The following is a 16,001-nucleotide window of genomic DNA, read 5'->3' as shown; positions in this document are numbered from 1 at the left end:
TGCCCCGAACTGGCAGGCGCAGATTCAAGCACACCATTTGCACGCGTTCATATTCAGAAGGTGCCCATGCCCACGAACCGCCTGAGTTTTCCGACACGCACCTCACCCCTGTCCGCCCCTGAACCGCCAGCGGAGAGGGGGAAGCCGAAGGTCGGGGGTGAGATGTGTGGCCCGCGAGTGCCCCTCACCCTCGCCCTCTCCCAGCGGGAGAGGGGACGGCCCGCCCGACCGGAGGCATCGGGCTGAATAGAACCGAGCCCCGGAATGACCGCTCGGCGTGGCGCGCTACGGCGCCAGGTTCTCCATGAACGCCTGGATGCGCGTGGCCAGTTGGCTCTCGGCGAAGGCCCGCGTGTCGCACATGTCGGCCTCCAGGATGAGCGTGGGGATGCCCGCCTCGCGTTCCAAGATGCGGCGCAGGTCGTACTGCCCGAACGAATAGGGCTTGCACGAGCGGTTGGAGTGGAACACCGCGCCGTCTATCCCGTAGTCCCGAACCATCTGGAGCATCAGGCGTGCGCGGTTGGGAATCTGCTGGTTGATGTACACAGTCGTGTAGGCCAGGGCCAGCCCGTGGATGGGGTCGTCGGCATCCACCGACACCGCCCAGGCGTTGGTGTACGTGTCGGCGACGAAGCAAGCGCCGCGCTTGATGAACGCGCTGAACACCGAAAACAGCCGCGGCCAGATGGCGATGTTGTCCCACAACAGGCGGATGCGTTCGTCCACGACGGCGCCCTCGCGGCGGGCGACGCGCCCCTCGGCTTCGCGCTTCAGTCGCCGGTAGTACCACGGCGCCCAGCGAGTCCCACGCAGCACCACGATGGGGGCCATGGTTACGAACAGGTCTGGCGCGTTCAGCGGGGACGGGCGCGCCTTGCACAGTTCGCGGATTTCCTTCCACAGGCCGACGGCTTCGTTGGAATACGCGATGACGCGGCGCAAGCGGCGCACGTCCATTCGGCGGCGGGTGTGGGCCTCCAGCCAGGCGATCATCTCGCGGAGTTGCGCTTCCACGTAGGCGATGGCGTGCTCGGGCGGCTCGTCGGCGTGGACATAGGGCACGTCCAGCAGGAACAGCGGCACGCCGAAATGGTGTGCCAGGAACTGGTACCACTTGACCACAGTGCCGCAGATGTTGTTGGACGCGATGAGCAGGTCGGGCAGGGGAAGGCCGCCCATCGGGGCGCTTTCGGGCGCGAAGACGGCGCCGATGGACGTGCGCGCATAGGAGCACAGGTCTTGCGAAAACCCCTGCGCCTCGGCAACTTGACATAAGTCCGTGGCCACCCGCTGCGCGCCGCACAGAGCGCCGTAGTTCTCGGGATAGACCGACGCGATGCCCATGGCTTCCAGGATTTCCACGGGCGCGCCGCTGGTTACCCAGGCCATGGGCCGCACCCGCCCGACCCAGCGGCTGCACAGGTAGTAGGCCGCCATCAGTCGGCTCAATGCGGTTGTGCTCCGTAGTTTGCGATAGGGGCGGGTGGTCATCCGGGCGTGCCTCCCAGCATCTCGGCGAAAGCCTGGAGCCGCGTGCGCCATTGGGCCGTGGCCGGGCCGGTGTCGTCCTCCAGGACGATGTGGGGAATGCCTGCGTCCTCCAGATCGCGGCGCGCGTCGGCGTAGTCAAAGGCGTGGGGTTCGCAGAACTTCTGCAGGTAGAAGACGACCCCCCGCGCGCCCCGCTGCTGGGCCAGCAGGCGCAGCGCCTGCCCCCTGCGCCAGTCATCCCGATGTTTGGCCGCGCAGGGCGTGCGCGTGAGGAAACGTTCCGCCAGCGCCTCCAGCGGCGGCGCGTCCATGCGTGCCGTGCCCTCAAAGTAGCGCGTTCCGGTGCACAGGTCGTCGCCGACGACAGCGAGGCCGACATCATCCGCGAGCGCGGGCACCGTCAGGTCGTCCAGGATTGCGCCGACGACGATGACCCGCGCGCGGCCCCGTCGCGGCGGCGCCGCCTCCAACCGCGGGATGAGGCTCTCGGCGAGGGGGATGAAGGTCTCCTTGGGCATGGTCTGCGCGGCCAGGATTGCGGCGTAGTACTCGGCGTTGGAAATGCGGTCGCGTAGGGCGTCCAGGCAGGCCAGGAGCGCGCGCACGCGGTTGCACAGGGCGATGCCGGCGCGGATGTCCTCGTCGCCAATGGGCCTGCCGGTGTGCCGCTCCAGCGCCGCGCGCATCGCGGCCAGTTCGCGCACCAGGTAGGCCGCAGCGTGAGGGCCGTCCAGCCGTGTGGGCACGTTCACAACCCAGGCGAACGTGTCGCCGAACCGCAGGTGCCAGATGTCGGCCAGGGCCTGCATGGCGTCGCACGAGTGAGCGAAGACCGCGCCCGCGAACCCCGCCAGTTGGCCCTCGGCGCCCTGCTCCAGGAGCGAGCGCGCCAGGGGGCAGGCGTAACTCTGCAGGTGCTCGCTCCACGCGCCCGACCGCGGGGGCTGCTTGCGGAGCCGCACGGGGACGAATCCCGCGGCGTGGAGCAGTTCCTCGGGCACGTAGGAGCAGAACACGGCGACGGGCTGGCCTGGATACTCGGCGCGCCAGCGGTCGGGCGGCAGCGTCGCAGCGGCCTTGAACGCGGCGAAGATGGCGTCTTTCTCGTGGGACATGGGTCTTGCCTCAACGCGTGTCGGCGGCGCGGCTCGGCGGGCGAATCCACGTCTCGCCCAAGCCTTCGTACCGCGCGCGCAGCGCCTTGATTTCCTGGCGACGCGCGAGAAACCGCTCGCCCGATGGGACGATCCACTCCTGAGTATGCCGGTAGAACCCCGACGGCGACCAGCGTTCGCTGCGAGGGCTGTCGTCAAATCGGATGCGCGGCGTGCCTTCTTGTGCCATCAGCCGCCCTTCCTGGCCGCAGATGGGGCACACGACGCGGTCGCCGCGGATGTGGAAGGCGTCGGAACCGCACGTGGGGCAGGCGAATTCCTGGCGCGGGGCGTCCTCTCTGGTTACCAGGCGGCGGCCCAGGTCGCGGGCGGCGGCCAGGGCATCCGGCTGCAATAGCACCTCACCCGGGCCTGTGGCGTAGGCCGTCATCCATCCGAGGAGTCGCCCGCCCAGGCTCATGGCAAGCGCGTTGTAGAGGGCTTGCGCGACGCCGCGCCAGGGTTCCAGGCCGGCGGCGGTCAGCGTGATGGCCGGCTTGGGGAGAACGGCGGCCCAATCGGGCGACGAGGCCCACATGAGCATCCGATCCAGCACGCGCTTGGCCTGGGCCACGGGGCCGACGAAGTACACGGGCGCGGCGATGAGAAACGCATCGGCCTGGCGCACTTGCTCCATCAGGAACGCGACGTCGTCGGAGATGGGGCACGCCTGGCCTCGCAGGGCGCACACGAGGCAGCCGGTGCACGGCTCCACGCGCAGGTCGGTGAGGCGCAGCAGGGCCAGCGTGTCGGCTCCGGCGTCGCGCGCGCCGGCCAGGGCCTCACGCGCCAGCACCTCGCTGTTCCCCCAGGGGCGCGCCGATCCGATGAGCGCCAGGATTGTCGTCATGGTCTCCCTCCGCCGTCGCAGGTAGATGGCCTCTGGGCCTATTGGTTCAGGATGTGGCGGCGCAACAGGTTGAGCGCCGTGGTAACGATCCAGGTTCGCCCGAATGCGTCGCGGGACGGGCGCGTAACGACCTGACACCCCGAGCCGCGCGGGCCTGAGAACGCGATGGCGCTGCCCTCGGCACAGGGGACAATGGCCAGGCCGTAGGTGGCGCCGAACCGCTCGCGGACGCTGTCGGCTGCGGCGCGCGCCGACAGGCAGGGGTCGGGAGTCTCGCTCCACGCGGGCACAAGCGCGCGTAGGCTTTCGTCGGCGGGGGCGACGATGCTGCCCAGGAACCCCGCGACGCCGCGCACCGAGGCCAGCCTTTGCGTCAACTGGCCGCCAGTTGGCGTCTCCAGAACCGCCACCGTCTCTCCCCGCGCCTGGAGCCATTGCAAGAGCACTTCCTCCAGCGTCTGGGTGCCGGTGCCGTAGATGCTATCTCCCAGTCGCTCGTGGATTTTCGCCTCCATTTCGGCCAGCAGCCGGTCGGCCTCTTCTTCCGATGCAGCCTTGGCGGTGATGCGGACGTCGGTCTGGCCTGGGTGCGCGTTGAGGCCCACCGTGGGGTTGCAGGTCTGCATCAGGTCGGCGATCTGCTGGTCTATGGCGCTCTCGCCGATGGCGCAGGTCTTCAGGACGCGGGTCTTGATGACCTCGTGGAGTCCGAACCGCCGACGCAGGTAGGGGATGACGGCATTCTCCATGAGGTACTCCAGTTCGCGGGGCACGCCGGGGAGCGAGATGACCGCGCCGGTGGGGGTCTCCACGGCGAAGCAGGGGGCTGTGCCCACGGGGTTCTCAATCGCGACGGCGCCCTGCGGGATGTACGCCTGCTGAACGTTGTTCGCCGTCATCCGATAGCCGAAACTGCGGAAGCGCGCCTCAATGGCGGCGAGGAGTTCGGGGTGGAGGGCAAGCGGGCGGCCGGTGGCGCGGGCCACTGCCTGGCGCGTTACGTCGTCCACGGTTGGGCCGAGGCCGCCGGTGGTGATGACCAAGTCGGCGCGGCGCATGGCGAGCGAGATGGCCTCGGCCGTGCGCTGCTCGTTGTCGCCGACGGTCGTCCGGTAGTGCACGTCAATGCCGAGGGCGCGCAACTGGCGCGAAAGGTACGCGGCGTTGGTGTCCACCAGGTCGCCCAGCAGGAGTTCGGTTCCCGATGTGATGATTTCGGCCCGCATCAGAGGTCTCCGAGTTTCAGGATTTCCGCCGTGCCCTGTTCGGCATCCATGAGGAGCATGCGGTTGCGGAGCGGCTGGCCGCGGCCGGTGATGATCTTGACGACCTCCTGGATTTGCCACGACGCGATCATCATAGGCGTGGCGGCGGGGTTGCCCCACAACGCCTCGGCGCCGCGTTCGGGCGATTTGCCCTCGGGGTACAGGGCGAGAAGGCCGGCGTCGCCTGGGAAGATGGTCATGACCTGGCCGATGTATCCCGCGATGGCTCCATGCACCATGGGCACGCCGAGACTCTGGGCGACCTTCTGCAGGACGATGCGCGTCGGCAGGGTGTCCAGCGCGTCCACGATCACGGTGGCGCCGCGCAGCAGGTCGGGCAGCGAATGCTCGTCGGCCCACACGGCGTGGGCGCGGACTTCCACGGCGGGGTTGAGGTTGCGGACGCGCTCGGCGGCGGCAACCGTCTTCGGCTGTCCGAGGGTGGACTCCCAACACAGGGCTTGGCGGTTCAGGTTGTTCTCGGCGAATCGGTCGCCGTCAATGAGGATGAGGCAGCCCACGCCCATGCGGGCCAGGCCCTCCACGATCCACCCGCCGAGGCCGCCCAGGCCCACGATGCCGCACGTGGCGCGGAGCAGCGCGAGTTGGCCGTCCCAGCCGACCGTGCCCAGGCTGCGCTGGTAGCGCGCGGGCAGGATGCGGTTTTGCACCGCGGCGATTTGCACCTCGCGGTGGGGCAGGCCGAATTCCTCGGCCAGGGCTTTCTCGGCGGCGAGGGGCAACAGGCGGAGTTCGCCTTCGTGGACGGCAGACGCCAGGAGTCGGTCTCGCAAAGCGTTCTCGTTCATACACACTCTCACCTCACGGGGGCTTCGGGTGGAGGCATTTTAGCACGAGTGGGCGCGGCATGGCAACCTCACCCCCTCGTGCCCCCTCTCCGCGCGCGGAGAAGGGGACGCCGAAGGCCTGGGGTGAGGTGCGTCGCCGCCATGTCCGTGTGCGCCCCTCACCCTGGCCCTCTCCCGGTGGGAGAGGGAACAGCCCGCCCGACGCTGAAGCATCGGGCTGAAAGGGCGAAGCCCTGCGGGCTGGTGTCATCCACGAATAACACGAATCGGCACGAATAGGAAACGCGAGGTTGCTTCGTGTCGGGAGCGGTGGGGTCTGGCGGCCCGCTCCCGTAAACCTCGCCGCCGGAGGTTGAGCATTCTGCCGACGCCGCGGGCACCCCGCGCCCGGCTAGGTGTTGCGCTCGCGGGTTGTCGGGCGCTCGCCTAGGGTTACCTTGATCTCCATCTCCTTGCCGTCGCGCAACACGGTGAGGGTAACCTGCTGTCCCACCGATGTGCGCCGCACCAGGTAACTGATCAAATCCTCGGAGCGCTTGATCTCGGTGGTATCTATGCGGATAATCACGTCGCCGCCCACGGTAACCTGATCGCCGTCTATTTGTACGACCCGGCTGCTGGGCCTCAGGCCGGCGGCCGCGGCCGGACCGTTGGCGGTTACCTCCACAACCAGCGCGCCCTGCTGCTTTCGCGGCAGGCCCATGGCTTCGGCAACCTTGGGCGAGAGCGTGGCCACCGTAACGCCGAGCCACGGATGCCGATACGAGCCGGTCTGGATCAGCGACGGCACCACCTGCTTGACGATGGACACCGGAATGGCGAAGCCGATGCCCGCAGAGGTGCCGGTGGAGGACTCAATGGCGGCGTTGACCCCGATGACTTCTCCATTGCTGTTGAGGAGCGGTCCGCCCGAGTTGCCCGGGTTGATGGGCGCGTCGGTCTGGATCACGTCGGGGATGCGGTAGCCGACCAGGCTGGCGCCCGTGGAAGCGGCGGGAAGATCGCGGCCCAGCGCGCTGATGACCCCTGCGGTGAGGGTGCCCTCAAGGCCGAATGGGTTCCCGATGGCGATGGCGCGCTGGCCCACCTTCAGGGCGTCCGAGTCGCCCAGTTTGACCGGCTTCAGGTCGTGCTCGGCGGGGTCCACCTTGATCACGGCCAGGTCGCTATCGGGGTCCGCGCCCACGAGGGTGGCGGGCAGCGAGATGCCATCGTTGAAGGTTACCTCAATCGCCGTGGCGTTCTCCACGACGTGGTAGTTGGTTACGATGTGCCCTTGCGTGTCCCAGATGAAGCCAGACCCCTGGCCTTGCTGGACGAAGTCGCCAAATCCAGGGAAGCCGCTGCTCACTCTGGTGCGGACGCGGATGTTCACAACCGAGGGGCTTGCTTCCTCATACACGCGCACGAGCAACTGCTCCTCGTAGTCCGTCTGGGGCATCGCTGGTAACGTGGCGGCCTCTGGCGCCGGAGCCGGCAATGTGGCGGTGGGCAAGGGTGTGGGGGTCGGCGTGGGCTGCGGGGCCTGGCTGGCCGCGAACGGTGCGACAGAACAGCCCGCGAGAAGGACGACAAGCAATAGTACGACCATGCTGAACGCGATGGGGTTTCTCTTGCGAAACATGGGCGTTCACCTCCTTTCGGAGAAGCATTATACCGGCATGACATTAACCGCAGGTGAGAGGGAGGTTAGGAGTACGTAAGAAAAAGCGCGGCGGGATTCGGCTCCGTCTTGTGTGGGTGACCCAGGTGCGACGCATTTCCGAAAGTGCGTCGCACCCATGTCCATGGCGCCACCAACAAACTTTGGAACCGACACGGCGTCGGCGGCCATGTTGCCGACGTGCGCCTTCTTGCGTACAATGGCTTGCAGGAGGCACGTCCATGGTAGTGGTGCGGTATCGCGGAAAGCAATACGAACTGAAGGCCGGGATGACGGCCCGCGACGCCATCCTGAAACTGGGGCTTGACCCGGAGGCCGTGCTCGTCCTGCGCAACGGCAAGTTGGTGGACGACTCGGCGATCCTGGAGGACGGCGACGAGATCACCCTGGTCGCGGTGGTTTCGGGCGGGTGAGGGCGGAGTTGCGATGGGCGACAGCAGGATGAAGTGTCGCAAGTGCGGGCGGCCGGCCGCCATCAACATGCGCCGCCACAAACTGGCGCTGTGCGACGAATGCTACCCGGACTGGTTCCGCGGGCAGGTGGAGCGCACCATCCGGCAGTTTGGGATGCTGTCGCCCGACGATAAGGTGCTCGTGGCGGTGTCGGGCGGCAAGGACAGTTTGAGCGTGTGGGATGTGCTCCTGCGCCTGGGCTATCACGCGGAGGGGATGTACATTGATCTGGGCATTCCGGACGGGGGCTACTCCACCGAGTCCAAGGTGCGAGCGCTGCGGTTTGCGGAGGCGCGAGGCGCGACCTGCCACGTGGTGAGCGTCCGCGACCGGTACGGGCTTTCGGTGCCCGACCTGGCGCTGCGGCGCGGGCGGATTCGCAAGGTGTGCTCGCTTTGCGGGCTGGTCAAGCGGCACATCATGAATCGCTTTGCGCGGGAGGGCGGGTTCTCGGTGCTGGTTACGGGCCACAACCTGGACGACGAGGCCGCAGTGCTCATGCAGAACACGCTGACGTGGCAGCCGGGCTATCTGGCGCGGCAGTTCCCCGTGTTGCCCGCCGACGATGAGGGGCTGGTGCGCAAGGTGAAGCCGCTGTGCCTGATGTACGAGCGCGAGGTGGCGGCGTATGCCCTCGTGTGCGGCATAGACTACATTCAGGATGAATGCCCCCACGCTGTCGGCGCGCGCACGCTGTTTTACAAAGAAATCCTGAATCAACTGGAGCAGCGGTCTCCGGGGGCGAAGGCGTATTTCTTCACCCAGTTCGTGCGCGCGAAGCAGAGCGGGAGCATCCAGTTTGCGGAGGGGGGCGAGCGCGCGCTCCATGCGTGCGAACAGTGCGGGCAGCCGACGACCGCGCCCGGGCTGTGCGCCTTCTGCCGACTCTGGCAATCCGACGCCCCGACGGGCCAGGACGAGGATGAAACATGACCATCTCAACCGAACGACGCGCCTATCGGTACTTTGACTTCGTCATGGCGTTGTTTGTCGCTGTGTTGCTCATCAGCAACATTGCGTCGTCCGCCAAGATCGTAACCTTCGGCCTGCCGTTCCTGACTTTTGACGGCGGTACGCTCCTTTTCCCGTTGAGTTACATCTTCGGGGACGTTCTCACGGAGGTGTACGGGTATCGGCGGTCGCGGCGGGTGATATGGACGGGGTTTTTCTGCACGGCGCTGATGAGTTTAACCCTGTGGGTCGTGGGGCGCATCCCCGGCGAGGCCGAATGGTCGGCGCGGGTGGGGCAGCAGGCGTATGACGCAGTCCTGGGGGCGACGCCGCGAATCGTGCTCGCCAGTCTGGTCGCCTACTTCGCGGGCGAGTTCTCCAACTCCTACGTGCTGGCGAAGATGAAACTGATGACCCGCGGGCGCTGGCTGTGGACGCGCACCATCGGCTCCACCCTCGTCGGCGAGGGCGTGGATACGCTGCTGTTCGTTGCCCTGGCGTTCGCCGGCACCATGTCCTGGGGCGTCCTGTTGAGCATCTTCGTTTCCAACTATCTGTTCAAGACCGGGCTGGAAGTCGTGATGACGCCGGTAACGTACCAGGTCGTCAATTTCCTGAAGCGGGCGGAGAATGAGGATTACTACGACCACGACACGGACTTCAACCCGTTTCGGATTGCCGACCTGGGTGGGGGGCATGCGTCGTGAGCGACGGGATGGGTGCGGCACCGGCTGCGCGTCCCGTCGTGTAACCGCGCCGATGACGAGGTGAACGGCGCCGAGCCGTTCCTCAGGCTCGGTTCCAGACTCTGTTGGTCGCGGCATGGGTACAGGTGCGACGCACTTCCGAAAGTGCGTCGCACCTTGCCACCAACACAAAACCAGAGCCGAGCCGCTGCTCACGCCCGCTTGACCCCGTTCCCACTCGCGGGTACAATTCGCTTGCGTAACGCCGTTCGCACCGATCGCCGGTCCGAAACCAACAGGAGGGACGACCTATGTCCGATATCATGAGGCCGCAACCGTTTGACGTGCTTCTTCGCTGGATTCTCCGCGAACTGGAACACAACGGCTCCATCTTCGGCATCCCCCGCGCGCTGTTCTACAGGCCCAAGGCGAGCGCGCCCTACGCCAGCGAGATATTCGGCCATACCCTGGCCACGCCTATCGGGCCTGGCGCCGGCCCCCACACGCAATTGGCCCAGAATATCGTGTGCGCCTGGCTGTCGGGCGGGCGATTCATTGAACTGAAGACCGTCCAGATCATGGACGAGTTGAAGATAGACCGCCCCTGCATTGACATGGCCGACGAAGGCTACAACGTGGAGTGGTCGCAGGAGTTGAAACTGGAGCAGTCGGCGTCGGAGTACGTCAAGGCGTGGGCGCTGCTGCACATCCTGCGCCACGCTCTGGGGTTTGACGACGCCCCGTTCGGCACGGTGTTCAACATGAGCGTCGGCTACAATCTGCAGGGTATCCAGAGCGCGCCGATGACCCGCTTCATGGATCGGCTGGCCGACGCATCCGAAGACCTCGCCGAGATACGGGCCGTGCTGGAGGCGCAGTTCCCGCAGTTCGCCGACGTGGACATCCCGTCGCGGCTAACCGATAACGTAACGCTGTCCACGATGCACGGGTGCCCGCCGGATGAGATTGAGCGCATCGCCCGCTACCTCATGGAGGAGCGCGGGCTGCACACGATGGTGAAACTGAACCCCACGCTGCTGGGCAAGGACACCGTGATGCGCATCCTTCACGACGACTTGGGCTACACCGAGATAGACATCCCTGACAGGGTGTTTGACCACGACCTTCAGTACCCGCGCGCGGTGCAACTCATCCGCTCGCTGAAGGAAACCGCGCAGGAGTGCGGCCTCGTGTTTGGCGTGAAACTGAGCAACACGCTCGCCATGGCCAACCACAAGGGGTATCTGCCGGGCGGGGAGATGTACATGTCGGGCCGCGCGCTTTACCCCATCACGATGACTCTGTTCCGCAAACTGGCGCAGGAGTTCAACGGCGACCTGCACGTGTCCTACTCGGCCGGCGCCGACGCGCTGAACCTGCCGACGATCCTCTCGTGCGGCGCGCTGCCGGTTACGGCGGTTTCGGATATCCTGAAGCCGGGCGGGTATTCCCGATTCGTGCAGTACCTGGAGAACCTGGAGCGCGAGATGCATGCGCGGGCGGCGGGGAGCCTGGCCGACCTGGCGAAGGACCGCATGGCGAATTTGGAGCGCGCCGCCGCTGAGGCGCGGACGCACCCGCGTTACAAGAAGGCGTACCACCCCTACGGGCTGCCGAAGGTTGAGTCGCCCCTGGGGCTTTTTGACTGCATCACGGCGCCATGCGTGGAACAGTGCGCGGTGCGGCAGGATGTGCCCGAATACGCGCGGCTGATTGCGCGGGGTAATTACGATCGCGCGCTGGAGGTCATCATGGCCCGCAATCCGCTGCCGGGCGTAACGGGCTACGTGTGCACGCACCTGTGCCAGACCCGGTGCACCCGCAACAACTACGACGAGCCGGTGGCGATCCGCGCGCTCAAGCGGTTTGCCGTGGAGAACGGCGAGATCACGATGGACATGCCCGAGCCCACCGACTACGAAGTGGCCATCATCGGCAGCGGGCCGTCGGGGCTTGCGGCAGCGTATTTCCTGGCCCTCAGCGGGGTGCAGGCCACGATCTTTGAGGCCAGGGACGTGCCCGGCGGGATGTTGGCGCTGGCCCCGGAGTTCCGCCTGCCCAGGGATATTGTGGAAGAGGACATTGACTTTATCAAGGCACTGGGCGTAGAGATTCTCCTGTCGCACCCCATCACCGAGCCGCCGGAACAACTGCTGCAGGACGGGTACGATGCGGTGTACGTGGCTTGCGGGTGGCAGCGGGACGCACGGCTGGGGATAGAGGGCGAGGACGGCGAGGGTGTGTACGCGGCGCTGGACTTCCTGGCCCGTGCGGCGCGCGGGAAGGCCCCCGAACTCGGCAAGCGCGTGCTGGTCATCGGCGGCGGGAATACCGCCATGGACGCCGCGCGCACGGCCCGCCGCCTGACGGGCGAGGCGGTTACGGTGGTTTACCGCCGCACCCGCCAGGAGATGCCCGCCGAGGCGGAGGAAGTCCAGGACCTGCTGGACGAGGGCAACACGGTGCTGGAACTCGCGTCGCCGGTGCGGATCATCCTGGAGGACGGCCGGGTGGCGGCGCTGGAATGCGTGCGGAACCGACTGGGCGAACCCGATGCCGATGGCCGCCGAAAGCCTGTGCCCATCCCTGGCAGCGAGTTCCGCCTGGAGGCCGACGCCATCATCGTCGCCATCGGCCAGAAGCCCGACATCGCGTTCCTCAACGGCAGCGCGATCTCGCTGCGGGCCGACGGTGCCATCGGCGTTGACCCGGCCACGGGGCGGGCGGGCCCGGCGCGGGTGTACGCGGGCGGCGACGCAGCGCGCGGCCCGGCCATCATCATCCAGGCCTGCGCCGATGGGCGCCGCGCCGCTGAAGCGATCTGCGCGGAGTTGGGCGTGCCGTTCCGCGATTTGCTGCCGCGCCTGCCCGAACTGTCCGACGACGAGATTCTCGCCGTCAAGCGCGCCCGCGCCCGCAAAGAGCCTCAGCACAAGCCCGACATGCTGCCGGTTGGCCAGCGCGCGGGGTTTGAATTGGTGGAGCAGTCGCTGACCGAGGATGCGGCCCGCGCCGAGGCGGCCCGCTGTCTGCAATGCTCGGCGCTGTGCGACAAATGCGTGGAGGTTTGCCCGAACCGCGCCAACTACGCCTACGCCGTGGCGCCCGGGCGCTGGACGGTGCCCGTGCTGGCGTGTCGGGACGGGCGGGCGGAGGTCGTGCGCGAAGAGGTGCTTGAAATCACGCAAACGCGCCAAATCGTGCACGTGGACGATTTCTGCAACGAGTGCGGCAACTGCGCCACCTTCTGCGTGCATCAGGGCAAGCCCTATCTGGAGAAGCCGCGTCTCTTCTTGAACGAGGCCGACTTCGGCCGAGAGACCGACAACGCCTTCTACATCTCCGGGCGCACCATCCGCCGACGCAAGGGGGGGCGCGAGTCGGCGTTGACTATCGCCGACGACGGCCTGGTGTACGAAGACGCGCATGTGAACGTGTCCCTGTCGTCCGACTGGGCGGTGGGCGGCGTTGAACTGAAGCAGGCGTTTGAGGGCGAGTTGTCGCTGGTTGGCGCGGCCGAGATGGCCGTGGTGTTCAGGGGACTGGAAGCGGCGTTGCCGTTCCTGCCGACTTGGGGGAAGGCATAGCCCGGCCCTTCGGCGCCGGCAGCGTGCGATAAGGGCGTAGGAGCGGAATCTCGGCACCGGCTGTGCTGAACGGGGTCGCGGCGCTTGCGCTCGGGGCGGCCTACATGCAACTGAAGCCCTAGGCCAGCGCCCGACGACGGGCTTGACGACGCCTGCCTTTCCCTGTAGACTGTGGACGAAGCTCCACATCTACAGGGAGGCAGACGATGCAGAGAGAACTGACCCAGCCCGGTTCGCTGCTGACGCCCGAGGGGAAACTCGCCCAGGTGGGTTGGTCTCGGCAGCCGCTTCTGGACTGCAACCTGGAAGCCGCGCGATTCTACGCGCTGCGGCCCCTCCAACGGTTCCGCGTCAAGCGTTGGGATTACTACGCCGTCTTCACGCCGCGCCGCTTCTTTTCGGCCACCATCGCCGACCTCGGCTACGCGGGCAACATCTTCGTGTACACGGTGGACTTTCAGACCCGCGAGTTGCATGAGGAAGGGCTTGTCGTGCCGTTGAGTCGGGGAGTCGTGCTGCCGCGCAACAGCACCGAGGGCGACAGTCGCTTTGAAGGCAGCGGCGTGCGACTGGAATTCGGCGTGCGCGACGCCGAGCGCCGCGTCGTGGTCTCGTGGCCCAAGTTCCACGGCGGGCGCGGCATAGAGGCTGACATCACCCTCGCAGCGCCGCCCGGGTACGAGTCCATGACCATTGTCATCCCCATCGGCAAGCGGCGTTTCTACTACAACCGCAAGATCAACTGCCTGCCCGCCTCTGGCAGTCTGCGCTACGGCGACATCCGCGAGACCCTTGATCCCGCAACCTGCATCGGTTCGCTGGACTGGGGGCGCGGCGTGTGGGAGTACCGCTCGTTCTGGAACTGGGCGAGCGCGTCGGGGTTCCTGCCCGACGGGCGCACGGTGGGCTTGAACCTGGGCCAGGGTTTCGGCGATCTTTCGGCTGCGACGGAAAATGCCCTCATCCTCGCCAACCGCATCCACAAACTGGATCGGGTGCGGTTTGAGTACGCCCCCGGCGACTACATGAAGCCCTGGCGATTTACCGACAACGAGGGGAGGCTGAACCTGACGTTCACGCCGTTCCTGGACCGCACGGCGCGTACGAATCTCGGCGTCATCTTCAGCGAGGTGCACCAGATGTTCGGGCGGTACAACGGGAGAGCGATCGCCGACGACGGGGAGGAAGTGGCCATCAGGGATTTGATCGGATTCGCCGAAGAGCACCGGGCGCGGTGGTAGCGCCCGCGCGGCTGTGTTGTCGCGGGAAAGGAGGCGCAGATGCGTAGGCCGTTGGCTTTTGTGTTGGGCGGCGGAGGCGCGCGAGGGGCATTGCAAGTCGGGGCGCTGCGGGCGCTGCTGGAGGCGGGTTTCAAGCCCGACCTGCTCGTGGGGACGTCTATCGGCGCGGCGAACGCGGCCCACCTGGCTTTGCACGGCGTGAGTCTTGCGGCGCTGGAGTCGCTGGTGCAGACGTGGCGCGATGCCGCTGCCGCCGATCTGATGCCCGCCAACTACCTGTGGCTCACGCTGCGGGTGCTGTTCAACCGCCCGGGCTGGCAGCCGTACCACCGCATGCGCGATTTCTTCATCAGCCACGGCATCTCGCCCGACATGCGCTTCGGGGACATCCGCGGGGTGCGGCTCATCTTGGTCGCGGCCGATTTGAATTCAGGGCGGCCTGTGCTGTACGGGGCGAACCCCGATGACTCGGTGCTGGAAGGGCTGTTGGCCAGCACCGCGCTGCCGCCGTGGGTGCGACCGCTGGAGAAAGGCGACTATCTGCTGATGGACGGTGGCGTGGTCAGCAATGTGCCGGTGGAGCCGGCGCTGGCCCAGGGCGCGCGGTCCATCATCGCGCTGGACCTGGCCGATCCCCGTTGTATTCCCATTGGCGATGAGCGGTTCGGGCTATTCCTCGCCAAACTGATGCGCACGGTGGAGCAGCGCCAACTGGATTTGGAGATGGCGCTGGCCGCCGAGCGCGGCGTGGAAGTCTGGCACATCGGCCTGATGGGGCGGGAACCGGTGCAGGGGTGGGACTTTTCCCACACGGAGGAGTTGATCGCGCAGGGGTACATCACGACCCGCGCCGAGTTGGCCCAGCGTCTGAGTGCCTGCAAGCCGTGGTGGAAGCGGCTCCTGAGTGCCGGAGACCCGTCGTCCGCCACGTGAACTGACCCACTGGGAGACGGTGAATGATTTTGCGCTCAGTAGATGTGCCGCTATCGGATGGGGGCGGATGGATTCAGCGGTACCAGCGGTTCCCATCGGCTCACGTGGAACCGCGCACTGTGGATGTCTGGCTTCCGCCTGACTGTGTGAGCGGGGACGAGGGCCATCCGGTGCTGTACATGCACGATGGGCACAACCTCTTTGATCCTGCTCTGTCCACTACCGGCCAGGACTGGGGTGTGGACGAAGCGGTTTCGCGGCTTCTCCGAAGTCGGCAGATTCCCAAAGGGGCCATCGTCGTGGGCGTCTGGCATGGGGCCAACCGGTGGCGCGAGTACATGCCCGCGAAGCCCTTGGCGCGGCCCGATGCCCGAGCGGTGCGCGACGAGTTCATCCGCGAGCATGGGAGAGCGCCGATTTCCGATGACTACCTGCTTTTCCTGACAACTGAACTCAAGCCGTTCATAGACTCGGCGTACCCCACGTTGCCGGATAGGCGGCACACCTTTGTCGCGGGATCCAGCATGGGCGGCCTCGTTTCGCTCTATGCGCTGGCCGAGTACCCCGAGGTGTTCGGCGGGGCCGCGTGCCTGTCCACGCACTGGCCGGCTGGAGGGATGGTTCTGGTGGACTATTTCGGGGCCGCGCTTCCCAGGGCCGGTTCCCACAGAATCTACTTTGACCATGGCACCGAGGGCTTGGATGCGGAGTACGAGCCATACCAGCAAGCGATGGACAAGAGCATGCGGGCGCTGGGGTACACGGGCGGCGTGGACTGGGTTACGCGCAAGTTCGTCGGGGCAGACCATAACGAAGCGGCCTGGCGGGCGCGTCTTGACATGCCCCTGCGGTTCCTCCTAGGACGGTGATTGCAAAGGGGAACAGCCGCGGCACACCCTGCGTCTGTGGGATACA

General features: G+C 66.7%; 13 protein-coding genes. 7 read left to right on the top strand and 6 right to left on the bottom strand.

Features of this window, described 5'->3' with window-relative positions:
- Positions 1-285 precede the first annotated feature (285 nt).
- From H5T65_06600 to H5T65_06575, 6 genes are all read right to left on the bottom strand, one after another.
- Complete coding sequence (locus tag H5T65_06600) at positions 286-1,494, bottom strand: 2-hydroxyacyl-CoA dehydratase (GenBank protein ID MBC7258899.1); 1,209 nt, start codon at positions 1,492-1,494, stop codon at positions 286-288.
- Positions 1,491-2,609 (bottom strand): 2-hydroxyacyl-CoA dehydratase, encoded by a 1,119-nt coding sequence (locus tag H5T65_06595; GenBank protein ID MBC7258898.1) that lies wholly within the window; start codon positions 2,607-2,609, stop codon positions 1,491-1,493. The genes H5T65_06600 and H5T65_06595 overlap by 4 nt, the downstream gene beginning before the upstream one ends.
- A 10-nt stretch (positions 2,610-2,619) precedes the next feature.
- The gene (locus H5T65_06590; GenBank protein MBC7258897.1) at positions 2,620-3,498 is read right to left on the bottom strand and encodes an NAD(P)H-dependent oxidoreductase; all 879 of its coding nucleotides are present in this window, start codon (positions 3,496-3,498) and stop codon (positions 2,620-2,622) included.
- A 38-nt stretch (positions 3,499-3,536) separates the two neighbouring features.
- Entirely contained in the window at positions 3,537-4,724 is a 1,188-nt protein-coding gene (locus tag H5T65_06585) for a CinA family nicotinamide mononucleotide deamidase-related protein (GenBank protein MBC7258896.1), read from the bottom strand.
- Entirely contained in the window at positions 4,724-5,572 is an 849-nt protein-coding gene (locus tag H5T65_06580) for a HesA/MoeB/ThiF family protein (GenBank protein MBC7258895.1), read from the bottom strand. The genes H5T65_06585 and H5T65_06580 overlap by 1 nt, the downstream gene beginning before the upstream one ends.
- 391 nt (positions 5,573-5,963) lie before the next feature.
- On the bottom strand, positions 5,964-7,196 hold the full coding sequence (locus H5T65_06575; GenBank protein MBC7258894.1) for a trypsin-like peptidase domain-containing protein: 1,233 nt from the start codon (positions 7,194-7,196) through the stop codon (positions 5,964-5,966).
- A 260-nt stretch (positions 7,197-7,456) separates the two neighbouring features.
- Between H5T65_06575 and H5T65_06570 the strand changes: the two genes are divergently transcribed.
- The 7 genes from H5T65_06570 to H5T65_06540 all read left to right on the top strand — a co-directional run bounded on the left by H5T65_06570 (position 7,457) and on the right by H5T65_06540 (position 15,955).
- Positions 7,457-7,648 (top strand): MoaD/ThiS family protein, encoded by a 192-nt coding sequence (locus H5T65_06570; GenBank protein ID MBC7258893.1) that lies wholly within the window; start codon positions 7,457-7,459, stop codon positions 7,646-7,648.
- A 28-nt stretch (positions 7,649-7,676) separates the two neighbouring features.
- Positions 7,677-8,621 (top strand): adenine nucleotide alpha hydrolase family protein, encoded by a 945-nt coding sequence (locus H5T65_06565; protein MBC7258892.1) that lies wholly within the window; start codon positions 7,677-7,679, stop codon positions 8,619-8,621.
- A complete protein-coding gene (locus tag H5T65_06560; protein MBC7258891.1) occupies positions 8,618-9,346 on the top strand; it encodes a queuosine precursor transporter in 729 nt (242 codons plus the stop codon). The genes H5T65_06565 and H5T65_06560 overlap by 4 nt, the downstream gene beginning before the upstream one ends.
- Positions 9,347-9,636: 290 nt before the next feature.
- Positions 9,637-12,912 (top strand): putative selenate reductase subunit YgfK, encoded by a 3,276-nt coding sequence (gene ygfK / locus H5T65_06555; protein MBC7258890.1) that lies wholly within the window; start codon positions 9,637-9,639, stop codon positions 12,910-12,912.
- A 206-nt stretch (positions 12,913-13,118) separates the two neighbouring features.
- Entirely contained in the window at positions 13,119-14,153 is a 1,035-nt protein-coding gene (locus H5T65_06550) for a DUF2804 domain-containing protein (GenBank protein ID MBC7258889.1), read from the top strand.
- A 39-nt stretch (positions 14,154-14,192) separates the two neighbouring features.
- Complete coding sequence (locus tag H5T65_06545; GenBank protein ID MBC7258888.1) at positions 14,193-15,086, top strand: patatin-like phospholipase family protein; 894 nt, start codon at positions 14,193-14,195, stop codon at positions 15,084-15,086.
- A 23-nt stretch (positions 15,087-15,109) separates the two neighbouring features.
- Positions 15,110-15,955 (top strand): alpha/beta hydrolase, encoded by an 846-nt coding sequence (locus H5T65_06540; GenBank protein MBC7258887.1) that lies wholly within the window; start codon positions 15,110-15,112, stop codon positions 15,953-15,955.
- The last annotated feature ends 46 nt before the right edge of the window (positions 15,956-16,001 follow it).

The sequence above is a fragment of the Chloroflexota bacterium genome, assembly GCA_014360805.1.
GTDB lineage: Bacteria > Chloroflexota > Anaerolineae > DTLA01 > DTLA01 > DTLA01.
The sequence above is the reverse complement of the archived record's forward strand: the minus strand, read 5'-3'. Positions and strand labels throughout refer to the sequence as shown.

Excerpts from the sequence above, each read along its gene's own strand:
- H5T65_06540 (MBC7258887.1), top strand. The coding sequence starts at position 15,110 with ATGATTTTGCGCTCAGTAGATGTGCCGCTATCGGATGGGGGCGGATGG.
- H5T65_06580 (MBC7258895.1), bottom strand. The coding sequence starts at position 5,572 with ATGAACGAGAACGCTTTGCGAGACCGACTCCTGGCGTCTGCCGTCCAC.
- H5T65_06600 (MBC7258899.1), bottom strand. The coding sequence starts at position 1,494 with ATGACCACCCGCCCCTATCGCAAACTACGGAGCACAACCGCATTGAGC.
- ygfK (MBC7258890.1), top strand. The coding sequence starts at position 9,637 with ATGTCCGATATCATGAGGCCGCAACCGTTTGACGTGCTTCTTCGCTGG.
- H5T65_06565 (MBC7258892.1), top strand. The coding sequence starts at position 7,677 with ATGAAGTGTCGCAAGTGCGGGCGGCCGGCCGCCATCAACATGCGCCGC.
- H5T65_06590 (MBC7258897.1), bottom strand. The coding sequence starts at position 3,498 with ATGACGACAATCCTGGCGCTCATCGGATCGGCGCGCCCCTGGGGGAAC.
- H5T65_06550 (MBC7258889.1), top strand. The coding sequence starts at position 13,119 with ATGCAGAGAGAACTGACCCAGCCCGGTTCGCTGCTGACGCCCGAGGGG.
- H5T65_06585 (MBC7258896.1), bottom strand. The coding sequence starts at position 4,724 with ATGCGGGCCGAAATCATCACATCGGGAACCGAACTCCTGCTGGGCGAC.
- H5T65_06560 (MBC7258891.1), top strand. The coding sequence starts at position 8,618 with ATGACCATCTCAACCGAACGACGCGCCTATCGGTACTTTGACTTCGTC.
- H5T65_06575 (MBC7258894.1), bottom strand. The coding sequence starts at position 7,196 with ATGTTTCGCAAGAGAAACCCCATCGCGTTCAGCATGGTCGTACTATTG.
- H5T65_06595 (MBC7258898.1), bottom strand. The coding sequence starts at position 2,609 with ATGTCCCACGAGAAAGACGCCATCTTCGCCGCGTTCAAGGCCGCTGCG.
- H5T65_06570 (MBC7258893.1), top strand. The coding sequence starts at position 7,457 with ATGGTAGTGGTGCGGTATCGCGGAAAGCAATACGAACTGAAGGCCGGG.
- H5T65_06545 (MBC7258888.1), top strand. The coding sequence starts at position 14,193 with ATGCGTAGGCCGTTGGCTTTTGTGTTGGGCGGCGGAGGCGCGCGAGGG.